Annotated in this window: 21 protein-coding genes and 1 pseudogene; 9 read left to right on the top strand and 13 right to left on the bottom strand. The window is 62.6% G+C overall.

The genetic code is table 11. The features are described 5' to 3' along the window. Positions 1-5 precede the first annotated feature (5 nt). Complete coding sequence (locus ATY29_RS11660) at positions 6-1,190, top strand: DUF1501 domain-containing protein (protein ID WP_097532775.1); 1,185 nt, start codon at positions 6-8, stop codon at positions 1,188-1,190. Positions 1,191-1,474: 284 nt separating this feature from the next. Here ATY29_RS11660 and ATY29_RS11655 read toward each other — a convergent pair whose 3' ends face one another. Both ATY29_RS11655 and ATY29_RS11650 read right to left on the bottom strand, forming a co-directional pair. Further along, the gene (locus tag ATY29_RS11655) at positions 1,475-2,062 is read right to left on the bottom strand and encodes a hypothetical protein (protein ID WP_097532774.1); all 588 of its coding nucleotides are present in this window, start codon (positions 2,060-2,062) and stop codon (positions 1,475-1,477) included. Between the two features lie 25 nt (positions 2,063-2,087). Further along, positions 2,088-2,474: an acyl-CoA thioesterase gene (locus ATY29_RS11650; RefSeq protein ID WP_003564367.1), complete on the bottom strand. Its 387-nt coding sequence runs from the start codon at positions 2,472-2,474 to the stop codon at positions 2,088-2,090. A 904-nt stretch (positions 2,475-3,378) separates the two neighbouring features. Here ATY29_RS11650 and ATY29_RS11645 point away from each other — a divergent pair. The 3 genes from ATY29_RS11645 to ATY29_RS11635 all read left to right on the top strand — a co-directional run bounded on the left by ATY29_RS11645 (position 3,379) and on the right by ATY29_RS11635 (position 7,173). After that, positions 3,379-5,199, top strand: coding sequence for a methyl-accepting chemotaxis protein (locus ATY29_RS11645; RefSeq protein ID WP_097532773.1), 1,821 nt, complete (start codon positions 3,379-3,381; stop codon positions 5,197-5,199). A 162-nt stretch (positions 5,200-5,361) separates the two neighbouring features. Next, a complete protein-coding gene (locus tag ATY29_RS11640) occupies positions 5,362-6,690 on the top strand; it encodes an extensin-like domain-containing protein (RefSeq protein WP_097532772.1) in 1,329 nt (442 codons plus the stop codon). Between the two features lie 135 nt (positions 6,691-6,825). Further along, the gene (locus ATY29_RS11635; protein WP_097532771.1) at positions 6,826-7,173 is read left to right on the top strand and encodes a CAP-Gly domain-containing protein; all 348 of its coding nucleotides are present in this window, start codon (positions 6,826-6,828) and stop codon (positions 7,171-7,173) included. Between the two features lie 48 nt (positions 7,174-7,221). On the opposite strand, the gene ATY29_RS11630 is transcribed toward ATY29_RS11635, so the two are convergent. After that, positions 7,222-8,019 (bottom strand): class I SAM-dependent methyltransferase, encoded by a 798-nt coding sequence (locus tag ATY29_RS11630; protein WP_003564361.1) that lies wholly within the window; start codon positions 8,017-8,019, stop codon positions 7,222-7,224. Positions 8,020-8,275: 256 nt separating this feature from the next. On the opposite strand from ATY29_RS11630, the gene ATY29_RS11625 reads away from it, so the two are divergent. Together ATY29_RS11625 and ATY29_RS11620 are read left to right on the top strand one after the other, a co-directional pair. Next, the gene (locus ATY29_RS11625; RefSeq protein ID WP_003564359.1) at positions 8,276-8,671 is read left to right on the top strand and encodes an Ohr family peroxiredoxin; all 396 of its coding nucleotides are present in this window, start codon (positions 8,276-8,278) and stop codon (positions 8,669-8,671) included. A 107-nt stretch (positions 8,672-8,778) separates the two neighbouring features. Beyond that, complete coding sequence (locus ATY29_RS11620; protein ID WP_097532770.1) at positions 8,779-9,825, top strand: DUF3095 family protein; 1,047 nt, start codon at positions 8,779-8,781, stop codon at positions 9,823-9,825. A 41-nt stretch (positions 9,826-9,866) separates the two neighbouring features. Here ATY29_RS11620 and ATY29_RS11615 read toward each other — a convergent pair whose 3' ends face one another. Both ATY29_RS11615 and ATY29_RS11610 read right to left on the bottom strand, forming a co-directional pair. Continuing rightward, positions 9,867-10,283: an NUDIX hydrolase gene (locus ATY29_RS11615; RefSeq protein WP_037091576.1), complete on the bottom strand. Its 417-nt coding sequence runs from the start codon at positions 10,281-10,283 to the stop codon at positions 9,867-9,869. A gap of 26 nt (positions 10,284-10,309) precedes the next feature. Then, complete coding sequence (locus tag ATY29_RS11610) at positions 10,310-10,810, bottom strand: MarR family winged helix-turn-helix transcriptional regulator (RefSeq protein ID WP_003564353.1); 501 nt, start codon at positions 10,808-10,810, stop codon at positions 10,310-10,312. Between the two features lie 724 nt (positions 10,811-11,534). Between ATY29_RS11610 and ATY29_RS11605 the strand changes: the two genes are divergently transcribed. Next, complete coding sequence (locus ATY29_RS11605; protein WP_097532769.1) at positions 11,535-12,311, top strand: alpha/beta fold hydrolase; 777 nt, start codon at positions 11,535-11,537, stop codon at positions 12,309-12,311. Positions 12,312-12,377: 66 nt separating this feature from the next. Here the strand turns inward: ATY29_RS11605 and ATY29_RS11600 are convergent, their stop codons facing one another. Continuing rightward, the gene (locus ATY29_RS11600; RefSeq protein ID WP_025416438.1) at positions 12,378-13,724 is read right to left on the bottom strand and encodes an epoxide hydrolase family protein; all 1,347 of its coding nucleotides are present in this window, start codon (positions 13,722-13,724) and stop codon (positions 12,378-12,380) included. A 156-nt stretch (positions 13,725-13,880) separates the two neighbouring features. Between ATY29_RS11600 and ATY29_RS11595 the strand changes: the two are divergent. Together ATY29_RS11595 and ATY29_RS11590 are read left to right on the top strand one after the other, a co-directional pair. Next, positions 13,881-14,838, top strand: a pseudogene (locus tag ATY29_RS11595) (acetylxylan esterase). A 43-nt stretch (positions 14,839-14,881) separates the two neighbouring features. After that, complete coding sequence (locus ATY29_RS11590) at positions 14,882-15,562, top strand: esterase family protein (RefSeq protein WP_097532768.1); 681 nt, start codon at positions 14,882-14,884, stop codon at positions 15,560-15,562. Positions 15,563-15,578: 16 nt separating this feature from the next. Here ATY29_RS11590 and ATY29_RS11585 read toward each other — a convergent pair whose 3' ends face one another. From ATY29_RS11585 to ATY29_RS11555, 7 genes are read right to left on the bottom strand one after another with little or no spacing between them, the layout of a single operon-like run. Continuing rightward, complete coding sequence (locus ATY29_RS11585; protein WP_097532767.1) at positions 15,579-16,571, bottom strand: dihydroxyacetone kinase subunit DhaK; 993 nt, start codon at positions 16,569-16,571, stop codon at positions 15,579-15,581. Between the two features lie 57 nt (positions 16,572-16,628). Further along, on the bottom strand, positions 16,629-17,036 hold the full coding sequence (locus tag ATY29_RS11580; protein ID WP_097532766.1) for a hypothetical protein: 408 nt from the start codon (positions 17,034-17,036) through the stop codon (positions 16,629-16,631). Between the two features lies 1 nt (position 17,037). Next, a complete protein-coding gene (locus ATY29_RS11575; RefSeq protein ID WP_097532765.1) occupies positions 17,038-18,615 on the bottom strand; it encodes a putative PEP-binding protein in 1,578 nt (525 codons plus the stop codon). Then, on the bottom strand, positions 18,599-18,955 hold the full coding sequence (locus tag ATY29_RS11570; protein ID WP_025416435.1) for an HPr family phosphocarrier protein: 357 nt from the start codon (positions 18,953-18,955) through the stop codon (positions 18,599-18,601). Before ATY29_RS11570 ends, ATY29_RS11575 begins: the two co-directional genes overlap by 17 nt. Then, positions 18,955-19,353 (bottom strand): dihydroxyacetone kinase phosphoryl donor subunit DhaM, encoded by a 399-nt coding sequence (dhaM, locus tag ATY29_RS11565; protein ID WP_003564335.1) that lies wholly within the window; start codon positions 19,351-19,353, stop codon positions 18,955-18,957. Before dhaM ends, ATY29_RS11570 begins: the two co-directional genes overlap by 1 nt. Beyond that, complete coding sequence (gene dhaL, locus ATY29_RS11560; RefSeq protein WP_097532764.1) at positions 19,353-19,970, bottom strand: dihydroxyacetone kinase subunit DhaL; 618 nt, start codon at positions 19,968-19,970, stop codon at positions 19,353-19,355. Before dhaL ends, dhaM begins: the two co-directional genes overlap by 1 nt. 47 nt (positions 19,971-20,017) lie before the next feature. Further along, positions 20,018-21,658, bottom strand: a complete 1,641-nt coding sequence (locus tag ATY29_RS11555) for a dihydroxyacetone kinase subunit DhaK (protein ID WP_097532763.1) — start codon at positions 21,656-21,658, stop codon at positions 20,018-20,020. Positions 21,659-21,696 lie beyond the last annotated feature (38 nt).

The raw sequence follows: 21,696 nt of genomic DNA, 5'->3' as shown, positions 1-21,696 counted from the left end.
TCGCCATGACGCTGTCGATGAACCGGATCTCCCTTTCCCGCCGCGGCTTTCTGACATCAGCCTGCTGTCTCGCCGCCGCTCCCGTCTTCACGCCGGTCACCTTCGCGGCGATGCCAGGCGACAACCGCTTCGTCACCATCGTGCTGCGCGGCGCAATGGACGGGCTGGATCTGGTGCAACCTTACGGCGATGCCGGTTTCGCGGCGCTCCGGCCGACCTTGGCGCTGACGCCCGATACCGGGCTTCTCGATCTCGACGGGCACTTCGGCCTCAATCCCGCCGCCGCCGAACTGATGCCGCTCTGGAAGAGCCGGGAGCTTGCCTTCGTGCATGCGGTGTCGACGCCCTATCGCGATCAGCGCAGCCATTTCGACGGGCAGGACATGCTGGAGTCGGGCGGCGACCATGTCGCCGAGGAAAAGACCGGCTGGCTGAACCGGGCGCTCGCCGTCATTCCGCGCTCGGACGCGCGCAAGGCGATCGACGTCAACACCTCGACGGAGCTGATCCTTTCCGGTCCCAACAATGTCGACGTCTGGGCATCGGATTCCAATCTGGCGCCGGCGCGGGACGAGATGCAGTTCCTGGCGCGGCTCTATGCCGGCGATCCGCCGTTTGCCGCAGCCCTTGCCGAGGCGACGCGGGCCGACGCCGCCTCGATGATGATCGAGGCGGACGGCCAGCGCGGTGAAAAGGTTGCTGATGTGGCGGCGCTCGCGGCCAACATGCTGAAGGGCGACTATCGTATCGCCAGCTTCTCGATATCAGGCTGGGACACGCATATCGGCCAGGCCGGCCAGTTCAAGCGGCCGACACAGGATCTCGCGAAAGCGATCAACACGCTGAAGACGACGCTCGGCCCCGAAATCTGGGCAAAGACGGTGGTGCTTGCGATGACCGAATTCGGCCGCACCGTCCGCCAGAACGGCTCCGCCGGCACCGACCACGGCACCGGCGGCTGCGCGGTGCTAGCTGGAGGCGCCATCAATGGCGGCCGCATCCTCGGCAAGTGGCCCGGCATAGGCGACGGCCAGCTGCTCGACGACCGTGACCTGATGCCGACGGCGGATGTGCGCGAGATTGCAGCGGCGATGCTCTATCGGCAGTTCGATGTCGGCGTGGATGATTTGACGGGGAAGATTTTTCCGGGATTGGAGTTTGATAAGGGGTCGCAGTTTTTGAAGGGGTGAGTTGCGGTGGTTGAGCGGCTTGCCGGTTCTTCTCCCCAGCAGGGACAAGGTGGCCCACAGGGCCGAATGAGGGGGCCAAACGGCACGACTTTCATTGCCCCTCGCTTGCCCTCAGCGCATTTGCGGCTTTGCCGCTCCCCCCCCTCATCTGCCTTAACCGGGCATCTCGCCTCGCTGGGGAGAAGGGGAGCAAGCCGCTGCCCGGCCCTTCGCTTCAAGCTCAGGGCGTTCGTCGCTGTAATCGATTCACTGGATCGATTGCTTCGGCTGCACCGAACCGCTCCTCACCCCAACACATCATACAGCCTAAAGATAAAGCTCATCTGATAGACGAGGTTGACGACCACGAAGATGGTGTGGAAGCGGCGGTTGGGGGTCCAGGCGGCCAGCGCGCAGAGCAGGATGTAGATGATGTTGCGGGCGGGATATTCCCAGCCGAGCGAGAGGATGCGCTCATGGCCCTTGATTGCCGTATCGAGAATATCGACGGCGTAGGTGAGGCCGAGGATGCCGAAGAACCATTTGCGCCGGGAAATGAAATATTCCTCGTAGCCGCCATATTCGTCGAGGCTCGCCGGGAAAAGCAGGGCGCAAAGCAGGAAGAACAGACTGCAGAAGCAGATGAGGAAGAGATAGATGCCGAAGCCGATCGCGGGCACGGCCTGCAGGCGATATTCCCACCACCAGATATGAATGATGAAGAGAAACAGGGACAGCGCCCAGCCGAGATGGACGGGATAGACCTTCGCCTTGCCGGGATGCTGGACGATGCCGGCAACGCCGGTCAGCAGCCTGGCAAGCGAAAGGCTGATGACCATGCCCATCACCACCTTGATGTGCAGGAAGACCTCGGGTGAGCTGACCGTTTCCATTCCCTATCCCCGGGCGCTAAACCTGTCACGCCGCGGGGACCACCTTGGGCATGCCCTCTTCGTCGAGCGCCACCATGATGAAGGTGCCGGCGGTGACCTTTTCCATCTTGGCATAACGCGAGCGGTGCGCCCAGGCTTCGACGATGAGGGTGATCGAGGTGCGGCCGACACGCTCGATATCGGTATAGACCGACAGCGTGTCGCCGATCTTGACCGGCAGTTCGAAGGCCATTTCCTTGACCGCGGCGGTGACGACGCGACCCTTGGCGCGCTCGGCGGCGCGGATGCCGGAAGCAAGGTCCATCTGCGCCATGACCCAGCCGCCGAAGATATCGCCGGCCGGATTGGCATCGCCCGGCATGGCGAGCGTGCGCAGCGTCAGTTCGCCTCTCGGCTTGGCGGCATCGGTCATCAAGGGTTCTCCATCTGGTGCGGTGGTGGCGGGTGATTCACTGGAGAGCACCCTAGTGCAAGGTCAAACGCGTGTAAAAGGCGGGAAGGCAGGGCGCAACGGGCCGGTGGCGGGTGCGCTTGTTTGGGTGAGTTGCCGTCGACTCAAAAAGTACATACATAATGAGTTGCACTGCTGCCGCTTCTCGATTTCTCTTCTTGAGGAAGAAGGTCACTGTTTTAAGGATTGCAACATAGTTTCATTGAATATAATAAACGAGTATTTATAATGAGTTCGGCAGTTTATAAATTAATGGCCATATATTCTATGGTACTTGTTACGATTTCTTATGGAATGGTAGCGTATTTATATTGGCAATTTACGGGCATAAACATCGATGTTAGAAATCAAAACTGTGACGCAGGCGCACTCGTCATAGCGCTGATCTGGTTCGCGATTTCAGCAATTTCACTGTTGCTTCATATGGCAACAGGATATCTATATTATTCCTCCAGAGGGGAAGGCGCATACGGCCCTCTCAAGCCTGGACAGAGGCCAAAACCTGATGGCAAGGGGTGTATTCCTTACGTAACGGATTGGGGCCTGGCGGTATGCCTGTTCTTCCCATTCGCGTTTTCATTTCCAAGGTGCTAGGCCGAACAATTCAAACCGCAACTCGTTTCGCTTTCAGCTGCGGTCTAGATCGCGCGCTCCAGCCCCAGCTAGCTCCTGCGGCTGGCCGGCTGTGGGAAAAATATGGCGGGCCGCGCCGATTTAAATTCCATTCGATTTTCAATTGGTTGAATCTCACAACTGCCGCCTCGCCTTACGTTATTTAATCAATTTCTAAATAAACTTTACGCTCCAGTAATTCCGGTCGTTCAGAGTGTGATCGATTTCACATATAAGACTCGCCGGGAACCTCATGCGCAACATCAAGATTTCCACACGCCTTTACTGCCTCGTCGGCTTCACGCTTGCTGTGCTCGCGGCAACGATGGTGTTCTTTCTGAACTATTCCTATTCCGAGCTGCAGGCAGAGCGGAAGGCGGGGTTGGAGAAGATGGAGGCGACGGCGCTCGGCATCTTCGACAAATATTACAAGATGGAGCAGGCGGGCACGATGACCCGCGAACAGGCCCAGGCGGCCGCCAAGGACGTGATCGGCGCGATGCGCTACGGCGCCGACGGCTATTTCTGGATCAACGACATGCGTCCCACGATGGTGATGCACCCGATCAAGCCGGCGTTGAACGGCACCGATATTTCGCAGATGAAGGATCCCACAGGCAAGTTCCTGTTCGTCGAATTCGTCAACAAGGTGAAGAAGGACGGCAAGGGCTTCGTCGATTATTACTGGCCGAAGCCGGGCGCCGACGAACCGGTGCTGAAATATTCCTATGTCGCCGGTTTCGAGCCCTGGGGCTGGATCGTCGGCACCGGCGTCTATGCCGATGACCTTGCAGCACTCTATCGCCAGAACGCGTTCTGGGCGGCGGTGCTCTGCCTGCTCGGCGCGGCTGCCACCATTGCCATCGCTTATGCCATCGTGCGCAGCGTAACAGTGCCAATCGCCCGGCTGAAGACGGCCATGAACGCGATTGCCGCCGAAGAGGCATCGGTGGAGATCGCCGGCAGCGATTGTCGCGACGAGATCGGCCAGATGGCCAAGGCGCTGCTGGTGCTGCGCGATTCCGTCGATGAGCGCAGCGCGCTGCGCGGACGGGAAGACGAGAGGCAGCGGCAGATCGAGGACGAGCGCCGCGGTAACGAGGCGAGCCTGCGTTCGGCCTCCGAGCGGCAGACGCTTGCGATGCAGGCGCTCGGCGTCGGCCTGGAGAAGCTCGCAGGCGGCGACCTGACAGTTGCGATCGGCGATATCGGCGAGGATTACGCCAAGCTGAGGGGCGATTTCAACGCCGCCGTCGATGCGCTGAACGGCGTCATCCATGCGATCGCCGAATCGAGCCATGTCGTCAACGAAAGTGCTTCCGACATCAGCGAAGCGACGGGCAATCTGTCGAAGCGGACGGAACAGCAGGCGGCCGCCCTCGAAGAGACGGCAGCAGCCCTCGACGAGATCACCGCGACTGTGAAGACCGCATCCGAGCGGGCGAACGAGGCGCGCGAGATGGTGGCCGAAACCAAGGCGAGCGCCGGCCGCTCCGGCGATATCGTTCGCAATGCGGTGACGGCGATGGGCCGCATCGAGGAATCGTCGAGCCGTATCAACCAGATCATTTCGGTGATCGACGAGATCGCCTTCCAGACGAACCTTCTGGCGCTGAATGCCGGCGTCGAGGCGGCGCGGGCAGGCGAGGCGGGCCGCGGTTTTGCTGTCGTCGCCCAGGAAGTGCGCGAACTCGCCCAGCGCTCGGCCAATGCGGCCAAGGAGATCAAGGAACTGATCAGCCGGTCGGCGACGGAGGTCGAAGGCGGGGTGGCGCTGGTGCGCTCGACCGGCGAGGCGCTGCTGGAGATCGAGGCGCTGGTCAACCAGGTCAACGACCACGTCGCGTCGATCGCGACGGCGGCACGCGAACAATCGACCGGGCTGAACGAGATCAACGGTTCCGTCAATCACATGGACCAGATGACGCAGCAGAATGCCGCGATGGTCGAGGAGACCACGGCGGCGAGCCGCACGCTTGCCGAGGAAAGCACCCAGCTGAAGACGCTGCTTTCGAATTTCCGGCTGCGCGGGGCAGGGCAATCGCCTGGAGCCCGGTACACACGGGCAGCGTGAGTTAAACGACAGATCAAAGGCCGCGAAAGCGACGCGAAAGCGGCCTTTTTCATCTGCGTCGCGTTCAGATTGTGCCGGTAAGTTTTCATTCACCGTTTTTAATTAAAATTGGAGTGAGTTTTTTCTGTCACTGCCCAGTCGGCCTGCGGAAGCGATAAGAGTATGGCGTTTGTTTCCTTTCCTCGGCGATCCCTTTTGCCCCTATTGCTCTCGGCGGCGCTGACGACCTGTTCGATCAGTGATGGGCTGGTGCCGCCGGCCAATGTCGACAGCGGCACCAGGGTCAGTTCGATCTCGCCGGCACGGGGAGCGGCGCGTATGGCGCCTGCGGTGCGCATGGCGCCGGTGGAAAGCCAGGCCTCCTATCCCGTTTCCAGCGCACCCGTCGGCAATAGCCAGGGGTCCGTCGATTACCTCGATACGCCGAATCTTGCCGGCGCCGGTCACACGGCACAGGCGCCGCAGACGTTGCGTGCCCCGGCAACCCAAGGCCGCCGGCTGCCGATGATCGACAGCGACGAGGCGCTGGCCGCAGGCCAGCCGAACGGCAATTGGGGTGGTACGCAGAACCTTACGATCCCTTCCGGTGGCGTCAACATGGATGACGAACTCGGGGCCGAGCCAGTTGTCGGGCTGGCACAGGAGCAACAGCAGCAGATCGCCGAGGGCAATGCCAGCGAGCCTGTTGTCGACGGCATCGGCACCGACAATCCGGCTCAGATCAATCAGCCCATGCGCCAGGCCAGGCAGGCTTCGATGCCGCAACCGGCAGCGCAGACGCAGATGAGCCGGGCGCCCGCCTGGAATGACGGCAGCCCTGTCGTGGCGCCCTCCCGCGTTCCCGAAGAGGACGAAAGCGAAGAGGTCGCGATGCTCAAGCCGAACAACCCGATGATGAGCGAACCGGCGGTGCCGCTCGACCCGAGCGTCATGCCGGCCTCCGAGCTCGCCTGCCGGCGCGAGCTGAAGCGCATGGGCGTACTCTTCGACGACAAGCCGCCGATCTCGAACGGGCCGGCCTGCCAGGTGCCCTATCCAGTGTCGCTGAAGGGGCTTTCCGGCAATATCGGCGTCAGCCCCGCGGTGACGCTGAACTGCCAGGTGACGCTCGCCTTCGCCAAATGGGTGAAGAACGAGCTGGCGCCGTCTGCCCGCTACCGCTACTGGAGCGGCATCAGGACGATCCAGCCGCTCGGTGGTTATTCCTGCCGGCGCATGAACAACAGCCGGCAGAGATATAATCCGATGTCGGAACACGCCCATGGCAACGCCATCGACGTCGGCAAGTTCGTGCTGAAGAACGGCCACGAGATCGACGTGCGCAAGAAGGGCCTGTTCTCGCTGCGCGAGGGCCGGCTGCTGAAGGCGGTGCGCACCGACAGCTGCCGCTATTTCAGTACGGTCCTCGGCCCCGGCAGCAACCCGGAGCACTGGAACCATTTCCATTTCGATCTTCGCTCCCGCAAGAGCGGCAAGGTCTATTGCGACTGATGCGTTTTCACTGAACCGTGCGGCGCGGGGCGGCTGTTGTCGCTGTAAACGGGCCTGCTGGCAGAAAATGGTTCATCCTGGCCGCCCAGCGCGCTATAGATCGCCGGGGCGGATTGCCGTTCGAGAGTTGGATCCATGAGCTATGATTTTCATGTCGGCCAGAAGGTCGTCTGCATCAACGATACCTTCAAACATGTCAGCATCGACCAGCTCATCCGCAAAGGCGAGATCTATACGATCCGCTGGGTGGGCGAATATACCCATTATGTCGACGGCACCTTCATCGGGGTGAAGCTCGCGGAAATCCACCGCGGCAATGACGACGGACCGGAAGGTTACGGTGCGGCCGACATGCCCTATCGCGCGACGCGCTTCCGGCCGCTGGTGAAGGACAAGATTGCATCGCTGCGCAAACTGCTTGCCCCGACGCCCGATGCGCCCGTCGAACCGGAGCAAAAGGTCAAGAAGAAAGAGAAGGTCTGAGCGCCGCTCTGCCTCGTCCGGTCGCGATTCCAAAAGCCGGTGATCCGATCAGCCTGCCTTCCTGCTAAGGAACAGACCGGTCTCCTTGCTGACATCGAGCGCGCCGCTGCCTTGCCTGAAGGCATCGGCGATCGCTTGGCGGAAGCGGGCGAGCTGAGGCTCGCCGGCGCCTTCGCCGGGCGGATAAGAGGTGAGGGCCAGGAAGACATCCTCCGGCTCGGTGATCCGCATGCTTGCCGGATACTGCGACATGGCGACGTTTCCGAATTGCGACCGCATCACTTGCTCGGCGGCGTCATATCCAAAGGCGTCGCCGGCCGGATCGGTCGCTGCGCTGCCGAAGACGGTCGTCAGGCGATAGATCTCGCGCATGTTGCCGATGCCGTTGGTGGTAACCGCCAGAAAGCCGCCCGGTTTCAGCACCCTTGCCATCTCCGCGATGCCGGCGGCCGGGTCCGGCAGGTGATAGAGCATATGCATGGCGATCACGAGATCGAAGACGCCGTCTTCGAAGGGAAGTGCGGCGGCATCAGCCCGGCAGCCTCGAACGGAGCCAAAGGGCAGTGCACTGCAGCGCGCCACTGCCTCATCAACCATGCCTGGCGAAAGGTCGGCGAGCGTCAGTTGCAGATCCTCCGGCAGAAGAGCTGCCGTTGCCGCCCAGAACCATGCCGGCCCGCAGCCGACATCGAGGATGCGATCTCCGGGTTTCAGGGGCAACTGCGCGGCGACCCAGGGAAACCAGCCGGTTTCGGCGATGGTATATTCGGTATGCAACCTGGCGCGGGCGGCGAGCTTGCGGCTGTCGCCATACTGAACTGCGTTGCCTTCGGTTATGGAGGACATCTCAATTCTCCGCCTTCTTCGTGAAGCCCCGGCGCCTTAAGGCAGAGCCTATAGACGGCCTCGTTCCTGGACAAGATGTGACTATGCGCAACCAGTCGAGCTCCCCGCACGGCTCATCTCGGTTCTCCTTCTGTGAGAAAAATAAATCGCATCCGATTAAATCGGAATGTTGTTGACATCGACCTTAGCTCGAAGTATTAACGCGCATCCGATTTAATCGGACGCGCTATAGACAATCAACCGAGAGGATACGACAATGACTGAGAAGCTTCTCTTCACCGGCAAGACCCATATCGCTGGCGGCCGCAACGGCTATGCACGCAGCAGCGACGGCACGCTCGACATCAAGCTGCCGCAGCCGCATCCGGCCGCCGAAAACCTGTTCGGCGCCGCCTGGTCAGCCTGTTATATCGGGGCTATCGAACTTGCTGCCGCGCAACGGAAGATCGCGCTGCCAGCCGGTCCCGAGGTCGACGCCGAGATTACGCTCAACGGCGATAACGGCTCATACTTCCTGCGTGCGCGGCTCAATGTCAGCCTGGCCGACATCGATCGCGAGATCGCACAGGAACTGATCGAGGCGGCCCATGGCATCTGCCCTTACTCCAAGGCGGTCCATGGCAATATCGACATCGAAACCAAGCTTGTCTGAACGGGAAGGGCCGGCCTCGCGCCGTCATCTTCAAGCGGGGGTCTGCCGGTCGGCGGCAGACCCGTTTCTGAGCCAGCAGCCAAACCTATCGATCCGGAGAACATGCCATGATCAATAGCCGCGCGGGACAGCGCCGGGCCTATGACGAGTTTTCGCTTGTGCTCGATCCCGATGTCTATGAGCCGTTGCCTGACGATTGGCTGATCGGCATCACCGACGTCGTCAGCTCGACTGCGGCGATCCGATCGGGGCGCTACGAAGACGTCAATTATGCCGGCGCATCGATCATCGCCGCTCTTGGTAATGCCTGGGGTTCGTTCGACTTTCCCTTCGTGTTTCGCGGCGACGGAGCAGCCTTCGCCTTGCCGGCAAAAGGCATCATGGCCGCGACATCAGCCTTGCGTGATGTCGCGGGCTTTGCCAAAGCCGATCTTCATCTCGACCTGCGTGTCGGGCTCGTTGCCGTCAGCGAAGTCCGGACCAATGGGCACGACGTCAAGATCGCGCGCTATGCCGCTTCCGAGAGCGCGACCTATGCGATGTTTGCCGGGGGCGGGCTCAAATGGGCAGAGCAGCAGATCAAGAAGGGCCGCTTTCTGGTGAAGCCCGGCCGTTATGCGATGAAGCCTGACCTGACGGGCTTGAGCTGCGACTGGGCGCCTTTCCCGAGCCAGCGCGGCAAGATCCTGTCGCTGTTGGTCGAACCTGGCGATCACGTGCGTCCTGAGGTTTTTGCCGCCCTGGCGAAGCGCGTGCTTGCCGTCTTCGATGCCGCGCCGCGCGGGTCTCATCCGCTATCCGGAATTACCGCTATGGCGAGGGGCAATGCGAAGCATGTCGATGCGCAACGCTGGTCGGAGGTCGCCTCCAACTCGGATTTTCGCAAGTTCGATGACGGCCTGCGCCTGACGCTGGACTGCACGGAGGAGGAGATCGACAGCGTCGAAGCCATCCTCATTGCGGCACGGGCGCGCGGCGAAATCGATTTCGGTCTGCACCGACAATCGCATGCGCTGATGACTTGCCTCGTGCCATCGGGGCGGCCGGATTCGCACCTGCATTTCCTCGATGGAATGGGGGGCGGGTATGCCAAGGCGGCCGAGATGATGGAGGAGGGCGCGCTTGCGGAAATGGTCCGGCCGTTGGCGTTGTAGGCTGGGGCGGGGGTCGTCTCAGCCAGGCCTATTCCGTGTCATTATGTCTGTTGGCTCGTTTCCCGCCTGAGCAGGTTTAGGAGCATTTCAACGAGCTGAGGCGGCGCCAGCTCGGTCTCGCATGCTATTTCCGCGGCGGTAAACCATCTCAGCGCGGTGTGTTCATCAGCGACGAGCTTGGGGATACCGCGCCATTGGTCGACGTGATAGACATGGAAGATGGCGGATGCCCCGGGCGGGCTTTCTGAAATGAATTTACCTGCAAACAGCCAGCGCTGCGGCGTCACGCCGATTTCTTCCAGCAATTCCCGGCGCATCGCCGCCTCGGCGTCTTCGCCGCTCTCAACATGGCCGCCCGGCAGGCTCCACCGATCCGGATGCGTCCTGCGCTCGGAACTTCGCCTGGCAAGAAGAACGCTGCCATTCCCAATCAAGGCGCCGATTGCGATTTCGGGCATGTCACCAAGTGCCGAATGTGCCGCGATCATGACTTTTCCGGTTCGGCCTGCGCCTGCAGCAGATTGTCGCGCAGCCGCGTCACCGACTTCTGTACGACGGGGAAATCGTCACCGAGGCCGGTAGCGGCAATCAGTGTGCCGTTGGGGTCAACGTCGAGGAGGAGATTGCGCCCGGCCGGCGTCAGGCTCACGCGGACCTGCCGTTCATCGGCGGGATCGCGATGGCGCGTGAGATAGCCGACCGACTCCAGCTTCTTGAGGATCGGCGTCAGCGTATTGGATTCGAGGAACAGCTTTTCCCCCAGCATGCTGACCGTCTGGTCGTCTCCTTCGGAGAGGGCGACCAGTGCGATATATTGGGTATAGGTCAGGCCGAGCGCGTCCAGGACCGGCTTGTAGGCGCGGCCGAAGGCGAGGTTGGCCGAATAGACCGCGAAGCACAGGAAGTTCGAAAGCTTACGGCCGTCGGCGCCCGGGGCGTTGGGCGAAGGCGTCTCGGGTTGTTTCGCGGTTTTGGAGGTGGGCATGGGAATCCTCAACGCTCTGATTGGTTAGCAATATATACATCGCATCCGATTAAATCGCAATGTTTATCCGGCTGCTTTCTAACAGCGTGTCCGGCCGTCGCCGCAGCTTCCGGAGCGGCGGCCGGCGTCGGCGTCCTACGGATTAACCGAACTTCTCCGTCGTATCGGCCTTACCGAATACCAGGAGCCGGCGGACGCGCGGTGGCGGGATCCTGTGATGAGCACAGGAATGACGGAGGGTGGGGAGCGGGCTGCATCTTTTCTACCCGCATCTTTTGAGGCTACGATCAGATGAGTTACGAAGGGACGTTACGCGAGGAACGAGTGAGCGGAGCGCTGTGGAATATTTCCTCCCTCTGCTTGGCTGGACGTTGCTTTGAGCCCGACCACCGCCAAAGCCCCAATTTCCGCCCCGTGCCGTAAGAATATTAAGCGCCCGCCTGCCGGCTTCGATGAAGTGGGTGAGCGAGGTGACTTTCTGCATATTGGGAATACATATATCTCCAGCAAGCAGGCTTTCGCATCGGCAAGCCGCTTCAAATGCCGAAATGGAATATGCATGGGAACTCACGTGAAGCGACGAGGCCAGCGCCTCGCGCCGGACGGCATGAGCGCCTCGACAGAGCATCAAAGACCAACCGATTTTTAGCGGCGCCGGATCTCCGGTCGCCAGCCAACATGCTTTCGATCCTTCAACGCTCTCCACTCGTAAGGAAATCAGATCATGATGATGAACAGACGAGCTTTCTCGGCGGCCCTCGTTGCCAGTGCCACTCTTCTCTCCACCCGCGGCATGGCTGCGACAGCCGCTGCCGTCAAAGCGCGCAATGTTGTGCTGGCCCACGGGCTTTTTGCCGACGGCTCGTGCTGGACCGAGGTGATCGCGCGGCTGCAGGCGGCCGGACTGAACGCGACGGCGGTGCAGAACCCGCTGACGACATTGCCCGAGGCCGTCGCTTCGGTAACCCGCGTACTTGACCGGCAGGATGGACCGACGGTTCTGGTCGGACATTCCTTTTCCGGCATGCTCGTCACCGAGGCGGGCGTGCATCCCAGCGTTTCGGCGCTCGTCTATGTCGCGGCCCGCGCGCCGGATGCCAGCGAGGACTATACCGCGCTCGCCAAGACCTTCCCGACGCCACCGGCATCGGCCGGCATCGTCTTCGACGGCGACGAGGGACGGCTGAGCGAAGAGGCCTTCCTGCGCGATTTCGCCGGCGACCTGCCGGAGGCGAAGGCCAAGGTGCTCTATGCTGTGCAGCAACCGTTCCAAAAGGCGCTGTTGACAGGCAAGACCACGCAGGCCGCCTGGCGCTCGAAGCCGAGCTGGTATGCCGTCTCAACCGAGGACCGGACGATCAATCCCGACCTGGAATGTTTCATGGCCAAGCGTATGGGGGCAAAGACCATCGAAGTGAAGGCCAGCCACCTGTCGCTGATCTCCCACCCCGACGAAATCACCCGGCTGATCCTCGAGGCAGCGGGGCAGAATACGGACTGATGCTTGGTCGGCGAGGCGGTCATGCCGAGCGGTCGACCGCCTCGAGACGCAGTCAGCATCCTCATCTCATGCCGGTTTCCGCAGTGGCTTGAAGGCGGCTCGGAGTTCGGTGGAGAAGAGTTCCGGTTGCTCCCAGGCGGCGAAGTGGCCGCCCTTGTCGACCTCGTGGAAGTACCTCAAGTTACGGTAGGCGCGCCGGGCCCAGGTCTCCGGGGCCTGGTAGATCTCGCCCGGAAAGACTGTGATGGCGACCGGCAGCCCGATCTGGTCGGTCATCTCGCCTGCCGCAAGGACGGGACTACGGCCGCCGCCATATTCCCAGTAGATCCGCGCCGAAGAGGCGGCGCTGTTGGTCAGCCAGTAGAGTGTCACGTCATCCAGCACCTCGTCGGGAGACTTTTCCGGATCGCTGTCGTCGTAGGTCCAGTTCGCGAAGCCGGGATGGCCGAGCATCCATGCGGCAAGGCCGGCAGGCGAATCCGATATGGCGTAGCCGATCGTCTGCGGCCGCGTGCCCATCATCGTGGCATAGGACCTGCTCCCCATCTTGGCGCCGGCAGCAAGCATGTCGAACGTCGCGCGTTCCTTCTCGGAAAGCCCCTCCGGCGCCGGTCCGTTCACCGCGAGCACCGCGGCGATCTCGGGCGGTACGACCGCCGGCAGGTTGATGTGGATGCCGAGCAGGCCTTGTGGCGCAAGCCGCGCCATGGCGCTGGCGACGGGCGAGCCCCAGTCGCCGCCCTGGGCGACGTAACTGGTATAGCCGAGGCGTTTCATCAGCTCGGCCCAGGCCCGCGCGATGCGGTCCGTGCCCCAGCCGGTGCCGGTCGGTTTGCCGGAGAAGCCGAAGCCCGGCATCGACGGAATGACCACGTCGAAGGCATCCTCCGCGCGGCCGCCATGGCCTGTGGGGTCCGTCAGCGGGCCGATGATCTTCAGGTTTTCGAACACCGATCCCGGCCAGCCATGGGTGATGATGACGGGCAGTGCGTTGGGCTCCTTCGAGCGGATGTGAATGAAGTGGATTTCGAGGCCGTCGATCTCGGTGATGAATTGCGGCAGGGCGTTCAGCTTCGCTTCGGCTTTGCGCCAGTCGTAGCCCTTGCCCCAATAGGCGACGAGCGGCCTGATCTTTTCGAGCTTTATGCCCTGCGACTGGTCGTCGACCGTCTCGCCTTCGGGCCAGCGTGTCGCCAGCACGCGCCGGCGAAGGTCGACGAGGTCTGCCTCGGGAATATCGACGCGGAACGGACGGATCTCATCGCTGGTTGCAGCCGATGCCGAAGGGGAGGGCAAGAGACCGGCCGCGCCGGTTGCGGCGATCCCTATCGCCGTAACAGTCAAGAACTTGCGTCTGTCGAGGTTTACGGATGCCGAGCCTGCGCTGTTACGCATTTTGACGATCGTGGTCATGGCATTGTCTCCTTTGAGGCCGGCGCCCTGGAGAAGGCTGCAACGGCCGCCGTCAGGATAACATGGGCGCAGACGCGGCCCTTCAGCGAATATACGGTGCGGTGTTTTCATCGGCATAGCCTTGCGCGGCCGGCCCTTTCACGCGACTAATCCCGGATGAGCGTTCCCAAGACCCATCCCTTCGCCTTCGATCCGACCTACGGCATGCAGCTCGAAGAGCTTCTCGCGGTTAAGCCGCCCGAGGAGCCTGATGGTTTCGACGAATTCTGGAAGGCGCGTTATCTCAACGCGCTGACGGTCGATCCGCAGCCGGCGCTTTCCCGCAGTGAGCTCACCCATCCCAACTGGCACGTGCTCGATCTCGTTTATTTCTCGACCGGCCAATTCCGGATCGGCGGCTGGCTGCTGCTGCCGCGCGGGGAAGGTGCGGCGCGGTCTGGTCGTCGGGCATGGTTACGGCGGGCGGGACCGGCCTGATTTCGACCTGCCGGTTACGGAAACGGCGTTACTCTTTCTCTGCTGCCGCGGGCTGTCGCTCAGCGCCGATCCGGCGATCTCTCAGAATCCCTCCTGGCATGTGCTGCACGATATCGACAAGCGGGACTCCTATATCATCGGCGGCTGCGTCGAGGATACCTGGCTTGCCGTCTCGACGCTTGAAACACTCTACCCCTGGCTCACAGGACATATCGGCTATAGCGGCATCAGCTTCGGCGGCGGCGTCGGGGCGATGGCGATCGCCTACGACCAGCGCATCGATCGCGGCCATCTGGCGCTCCCGAGCTTCGGGCAGCAGCCGCTGCGGCTGACGCTGCCGAGCGTCGGCAGCGCGCAATCAGTGCAGGAATATCAGGCAGAACATGGAGACGTGCTCAAGACGCTGCGGCTCTATGATGCGGCAACGGCCGGTTGCCGTATCAAGGTACCGATGCTGACGGCCGTCGCGCTGTTCGACCCTGCCGTCGCGCCACCCTGCCAGTTTGCTGTCGCAAATGCGATGCCGAAATATAGTGAAATCTTCATCCTGGATGCCGGGCATTTCGACTACCCTGGCAGCGCTGAACAAGAGGCGGTTCTCCGCGACAAGATCGGACAGTTTTTCAGGGTGCCATGATCGCGAATATCTCAGCTGGTACAGTCAGCGGCTGCATCGGGACATGGAGATGCTGGTGTTCGGCCATGGCGGCGCAAAGGTGCTGGTATTTCCGACGCGGGACGGACACTTCTTCGAGTATGAACAGCTCGGCCTGGTCGCGACCCTTGCCGACAAGCTGCAGGCCGGCCATCTCCAGCTCTATTGCATCGAGGGACTGGCGGCCGAGAGCCTCTATGGTTTCCACCGCCATCCGGCCGATCGCATCCGCCGGCATGCTGCGCTCGAGGATTATATCCTCAACGAAGTTCTGCCGCTGATGGCGGCGAAGAATCCGCATGACTGCACCATCGTGCACGGATGCAGCCTCGGCGCCTTCGAGGCGGCGAGCCTTGCTTTTCGCCATCCGCATCTCTTCCGAAAACTCGTCGCCTTTTCCGGGCGCTACGACCTGACGATGAAGGTGGAATCCTTCGGCGACCTGTTCGACGGCTATTACGACGACAGCGTCTATTTCCACACACCGACGCATTTTCTGCCCGGTCTCGGCAGCGACTGGCGGCTCGAGAAGCTGCGTTCGCTCGACATCGTTCTCACCATCGGCGATGCCGACCCTTTCCTCGACAACAACCGCTATCTCAGCCGGCTGCTCGCCGAGAAAAATGTCGGCCATCAACTGCATGTCCGGGGTGGCCGCGCCCACCGCGCCGGCGCCTGGCGGAAGATGGCGGCGCTTTATCTCTGAGGCCCTTGGACAGGGGTCAAGGCCAATGCAATGCCGCTGTCGCCACCGGCGCGTCCCAGAGGGCGATCTCCTGGTCAGTCAGTAAGGCCAGGGTAACGGACAGTCCCTGCATATCGAGCGAGGTGACGTAGGTTCCAACAAGAGAACGCTCGATCGGGATGCCGCTCTCCTCGATGAAGCGGCGGGCGCCGTTATAGGCGAGATAGAGTTCGGCGGGCGGGGTGCCTCCGAGACCGTTGATGAAGAGCAGCGCCCTGGCGCCCGGCGCTGCCGCGATGTCATTGGTGATGGTCTCGCAAAGATGGCCGATGATAGCGTCGGAGGCTGCGAAGGGCTGCCTGGCATGGCCGGGCTCGCCATGGATGCCGACGCCCATTTCCATCTCGTCGGGTCCGAGCGAAAACGTCGGGCGCTCGGTCTGCGGCACCGTCACGCCGTTCAACGCGACGCCCATCGAGCGGATCCGCCCGTTCAATCCTTCGCCGAGCCCTTTCAATTCGACAAGCGACATGCCGCGTTCGGCGGCCGCGCCGAGGATCTTTTCGACGATCAGCGTTCCGGCGACGCCGCGCCGGCCGCGGCCTTCGTCTGTTCTCGACGTATCGATATCGTCGCTGACGACGACCATGCCGAGGCTGTGGCGGTCGCCGGCCATCTCGATCGCCATTTCAAAATTCATCAGGTCGCCGTCATAGTTCTTGACGACGAGCAGGCAGCCCGCGCCGGTATCGGTCTCTTCGATTGCAGCAATGATCTGGCTCGGCGTCGGCGAGGTGAAGATATGGCCGACACAGGCGGCATCCAGCATGCCGTGGCCGACGAAGCCGATATGCATCGGTTCGTGGCCGGCGCCGCCGCCGGAGATGAGTGCCACCTTGTCAAGGGTAAGATGGCGGCGGCGGATGCATTTGCGTTCTGGCCCGAACACCACGAAAGCCTCATGGGCGCGCACGAAGCCTTCGACGCTCTCGGTCACCATGGTTTCCGCAGTGTTCATGAACTTCTTCATCAAGCCTCTCCCAAGGCCAAAGTCATTACGTTACGTCAATCTTCAGCTTGCCGTTCATTACGATCCGTCTGAAATCGCGACGATTTTCTGCACCAGATCGGAGATCGCTTCCTCCAGCAGCCGGTTTTTCCTGTCGTCGCCGAAATCCGGTACCATCAGCGACAGGTGCCGCAATTTCTCGGAATGGCCGAGGTCCGGCAGCTTGCCGGGATGAGCGACCTGGTAGGCGTCGAGAAAACGCTCCTGTTCTGCGGCGTTGAAATGGCAGACGCGGACGATCGTGGCGAGATGACGCGCCGGCAGCGGCGTCGCATAGGTCGGGCTGGTGATCTGGGTGACGAAGCTGCGGTGTTTGCCAAGCGCCGTCGCCAGGCGCTGGCGCGTACCCGAGGGCCTGTTGTCGATGATCTGCGCCAGAATGGACTTGTAGGCGATAATGGCGTCTTCGGTATCTTCGCGCGCCATCCTATTCTCCGGCTGCCCTGGTGCCATCGGCGTTGAAGCCTGTGATCGCCGATCTTATCGCGGGACGTCGGGCCGGCGCCACGGAAAAATGCCTGAGACCGGCGGCGAGCAGCCCCGGCAGATAATGCGGGTCGCCGGCCATGTCGCCGCAGATGCTGACGGGTTTGCCGGCCGCAAGTTTCACCGCCTGGGCAATCAGCCGGAGCACGGCGGGCGCCGTTTTGCCGGCATCGGCTTCGAGATCGTCGCGGGCCGTTGCGGCAAGATATTGGGTGAGATCGTTGGTTCCGAACGAGAAGAACGCGGCAGATCCAAAAGTGTCGAGCATCAATGCGGCTGCCGGCACCTCCACCATCATGCCGATCGGCGGCATCCGGTGGAGCAGGGAACGGCGGCCGAGCTTTTCGGCTTCCTCGCGGAATATTTCGCGCATCCTGTCGATCTCATCTGGAAAGGTCACCATCGGCAGCATCACCGAAAGCCCGCCGAAGGCGGTGGCGCGCAGTAGGGCGCGCGCCTGGACGCGGGCGATTTCCGGGCGGGCAAGCAGCAGCCGGGTGCCGCGCAGGCCCGAATCCAGAGCCGGCAGGTCTTCCAGGCCGACGAGCGGCTTGTCGCCGCCGATATCGAGCATGCGGATAATTACTGGCTTCTCCCCGGCCTGTTCCAGCACGCGGCGATAGATCGCCAGCTGCCGCTCCTCATTGGCGGCATCGGCGATCGAGGCGATCGAAAATTCCGAGCGCATCAGGCCGACGCCTGCCGTTGCCGGATCGAGCGAGTCGATCTCGGCGGGATCGTTAATGTTGATGGAGATGAGGATCGGCACACCGTCCGCCGTGCGCAGTTCGACGCTTTCGATTTGCGTGTCGCCGGCAGGCGCTTGTGTGGGAACCAGAGGCGGGATCAGCATTCTGCCAGCCTGTAGGACGACCGCGCCGGCATCGCCGTCGACGCGAACAGGATCTCCGTCTTCGGCCGAAAAGCGGCCCGTGCCGACCACCATCGGCACCGCCTTCGCCCGAGCCAGCAGGGCGACATGGCCGGCGGTGCTGCCAGAAAATAGCGCGATGCCGCCGCCTTTCGACCAGTCATGGGCGAGAAAGCGGCTCGGCTCCATGTCCTTGCCGACAAAGACGGAGCCGGGCGGGAAGTCGGCGATCGGGGTGCCGGCGAGGGCTCCGAGCACACGGTTCTTGATATCGAGAATATCGACGGCGCGCGCCCGCATCTGCTCTTCGTCGGCCGTTTCGAGTTCACCGATATAGGCGTCAAGGGTAGCGACCCAGGCAAATACGACGTTCTCGTCGACTTCGACGCGCGCGCCGGTCGCTTCGGCGATCGACGGATCGCGCAGCACCTCGATTTGGAAATCGATGATATCGCGGCTTTCGGGATCGGCCCCCTCGGCAAGGCGCTCGAGCTCGCCGATCGAGATGTCGATCGCCATCTCCAGCGCGCCGTATCCGCCGGCAGTTTGGGGCGCAGGAGCAGCGCCCGGTCGCTCGGCCAGAAAGGCTGGGCCGGACGCGATTCCCGGGGATGCGCTCTTTGCCTTCAGTCTAAGCGGTTCGGCCATGTTTCTTTTCCTCATCGAAGTTGCGCTCGATGAGTTCCTTCAGCGCGCGGATCGCCTCTTCGGCGAGAATGCCGTCGGCGCGGATCCGGAGAATCGATCCCTTGCGGATTTTAGCGCCCATGATCTTGATGATGCTCTTGCCGTTCAGCCAGACATCGCTGCCGTTGACGGCGATCTCGATCGAACAGGGGAAGGACTTGGCAAGCCGCGTGAAGGTGACGGAGGGGCGAGCGTGCAGCCCGACGCCGTGCTTGACTTCCACTTCCGTCTGGCAGTTCACCTTAAATGGCTCGGGCAATGGACCGGGCTCCTGTTTTTCACTGCGCAATCGGCTCGTCATCAGGGGGACAGTTCCTCGGCTGTGGCGACGACCTTGGCCAGCGACGCGCCCCCCGACGCTTCGGCAGCGGCGATGACGGCGCCTTCGACCAGCGGCGCGTTGCAGATGGAGACGAGGGCCGAGCGGGGAAGGCCCAGCATTTCGATCGCCATCTCGCTGTTGGTTTCTGCGCCGCCGAGATCGACGAAGACGGCGACGCCGGTATCGGACCAAGCCGCCTCGATCGCTCTCAGAATGCCGCCGGCATCGGTGCCGAGTTCGCCATGGGCATTGCCGCCCGACCAGGCGAGCGGCACGCAGTCGCCAACCATCTGCCGCACCATGTCGGCGATACCCCTTGCCACCAGGGGTGAGTGGGAGACGATCACGATACCCACATTTGCGGTCTTTCCATTCATTACGGACGATTCTCCCCGAGATAGCGGCAGATCGCCGTGGTCAGCAGCGCGCAGCTCGAAGCGCCGGGATCGACATGGCCGATCGAACGGTCTCCGAGATAGGCGGCGCGCCCGCGCATCGCCTTCATATCGGCCGTGCGGCTGGCGGAGCGTTCGGCCTTGCGGGCGATGTCACCGAGTGGAGACCGCTTCGCCAGCGCGGCATGGACGGGATAGAGCACGTCGAGCAGCGTCTTGTCGCCGGCATGCGCCCGGCCGCGCCTTGCTACAGCATCGATCGCCTGTTTCAGCACCAGCGAAAAATCGGCCTTTTCCTCGCTTTTGCGGAGTTCGCGGCCGATCTCCATTAGCAATGTGCCGTAGAGCGGGCCGGCAGCACCGCCGACACTCATCACCAGCGTCAAACCGATCTTTTCCACGGCCTCGGGGAAGGGAAGGCTGGACAAGCTTTTACCTTCAGCGCTGACGGCTTCGCAGCCGCGCCGCATGTTGGTTCCGTGATCGCCATCACCGATGGCGCGATCAAGCGCGCAGAGGTGGTCGCTGTTTTCCGCGATCGTCGCGCGGCACACTTCGATCAATCCCGCCACTAGCACCGGTTCCGCCTGCACTGTCATCCTCCCTGTCGCTGCGCCTCCTGCGCGGCTCTCGAACTTTACGCCGTTCAGGCCAGGCTTGCCACCACGCCGAACGCCGCGGCAACCGCGACCGCGCCGGGATCGGCGACACCCGCCAGATCCCTTTCGCCGACATAGGAGGCGCGCCCGGCTCTCGCCTTCATCATCGTCTTCGTCGACTCCGCGCCTGATGCCGCAGCCCTTGCGGCCGCGGCGACATCGCCCGATGCGAGCGCCTGCAGGGCGGGCGACAGCGCATCGACCATGGTCCGATCGCCGACCGCGGCCCCGCCATAGAACGTCATCCTGTCCAGCCCGGCAAGAAGTGCGGCCGATATATCGGCCTTATCGGCCATCGCCTTGGCCGCTGCGGTGAAGAAGATCGACAGCAGCACGCCGCTCGATCCGCCCATGCTTGTGCCGAGGATATCGCCGAGCGAGGCGAGCGTTGCCGCCGGCCGGTCGAGCGGCAGCTCATCGAGACGGGCAAGCACGCTGCGCGCGCCTGTTGCCACGGTCGAGCCGGTATCGCCGTCGCCGACGCGGCCGTCCAGCCGGTTGAGTTCGCTTTCCTGCGAGATCAGATGCTCGCAGAGCGCCGTGATCAGTCGCCGGTTGCGGAGGTTTTCTCCCGCTTCGGCTGTGCGGTTCAATCCCGCCGCCGTCCTCGGCGCGGCGATGATCCGGATCTCGTGGCGTTCGATGGCCGGCATCCAGGCATGCGGCTCGACGGCTGCCGTCAGCGCTGCTTCGCGGCCTGCATCCAGCCGCATCAGCGACAGCGAGAAGCCGTTCATGTTGAGCGCCGTCATCATCGGCGCAGGGCCGATGATGAGCCGGACGCGCTTGGCGAGGGCAGAGGACAGCACCGTCTTGGCGATGACGGTCATTTCGAGCGGCGGCACGGCGCCGAGATTGTTGATGAGGAGGGCATGGCTTCCGCCTTCGCGCAGCGTCGGCGACAAGCGCGCCACCATCGTATCGACGATATCGGTGACCGGCTGCAGTGTGATGCGCTCGACGCCCGGCTCGCCATGGATGCCGAGGCCGAGTTCGCCCTCGTCGGCGCCGAGGCGGTCCTCATGCGCTTGGCCGGGCACGCTGCAGGTGGAGAGCGACATGCCGAGCGAAACGATGTCGCCGGCGGCAGCCGCGGCATGGGCTGCGACCGTCTTCAGGTCCTCGCCCTTTTCGGCGTGATAGCCTGATATCTTGTGGACGAACAGCGTGCCGGCGACGCCGCGTGGCTGGTTGATATCGGGGATGGCGATGTCGTCGGCGACGATGACCATTTCGACGTCGAAGCCCTCGGCGCGCGCCTTTTCGGCGGCGAGGCCGAAGTTCAGGCGGTCGCCGGTGTAGTTCTTGACGATGAGCAGGGCACCGCTCGGCCCGGTCACGGCGCGAATCGCGGTGAGCACAGCATCGACGCTCGGCGAAGCGAAGATTTCGCCGGATACGGCCGCTGTCAGCATGCCCTTGCCGACGAAGCCGGCATGGGAGGGCTCATGGCCGGCGCCGCCGCCTGAAATGATCGCCACCTTCGATTTGTCCCACTCCGCACGAAGGATCACCTTGATATCGGGAAAGCTGTCGAGGCGGGCAAGACGGCCGTTGCTGCTTGTCAGAAGCAGACCGTCCAGAGCTTCGGTGACGATGTTTTCCCTGCGGTTGAAAAAGTGTTTCATCGATTGAGACCCGTCTGTTCGTTCTTATGCCATCATCA

It is taken from the genome of Rhizobium hidalgonense, assembly GCF_002914525.1.
Taxonomy (GTDB): Bacteria; Pseudomonadota; Alphaproteobacteria; order Rhizobiales; family Rhizobiaceae; genus Rhizobium; species Rhizobium hidalgonense.
This window is presented reverse-complemented; position numbering and strand designations above follow the sequence as displayed.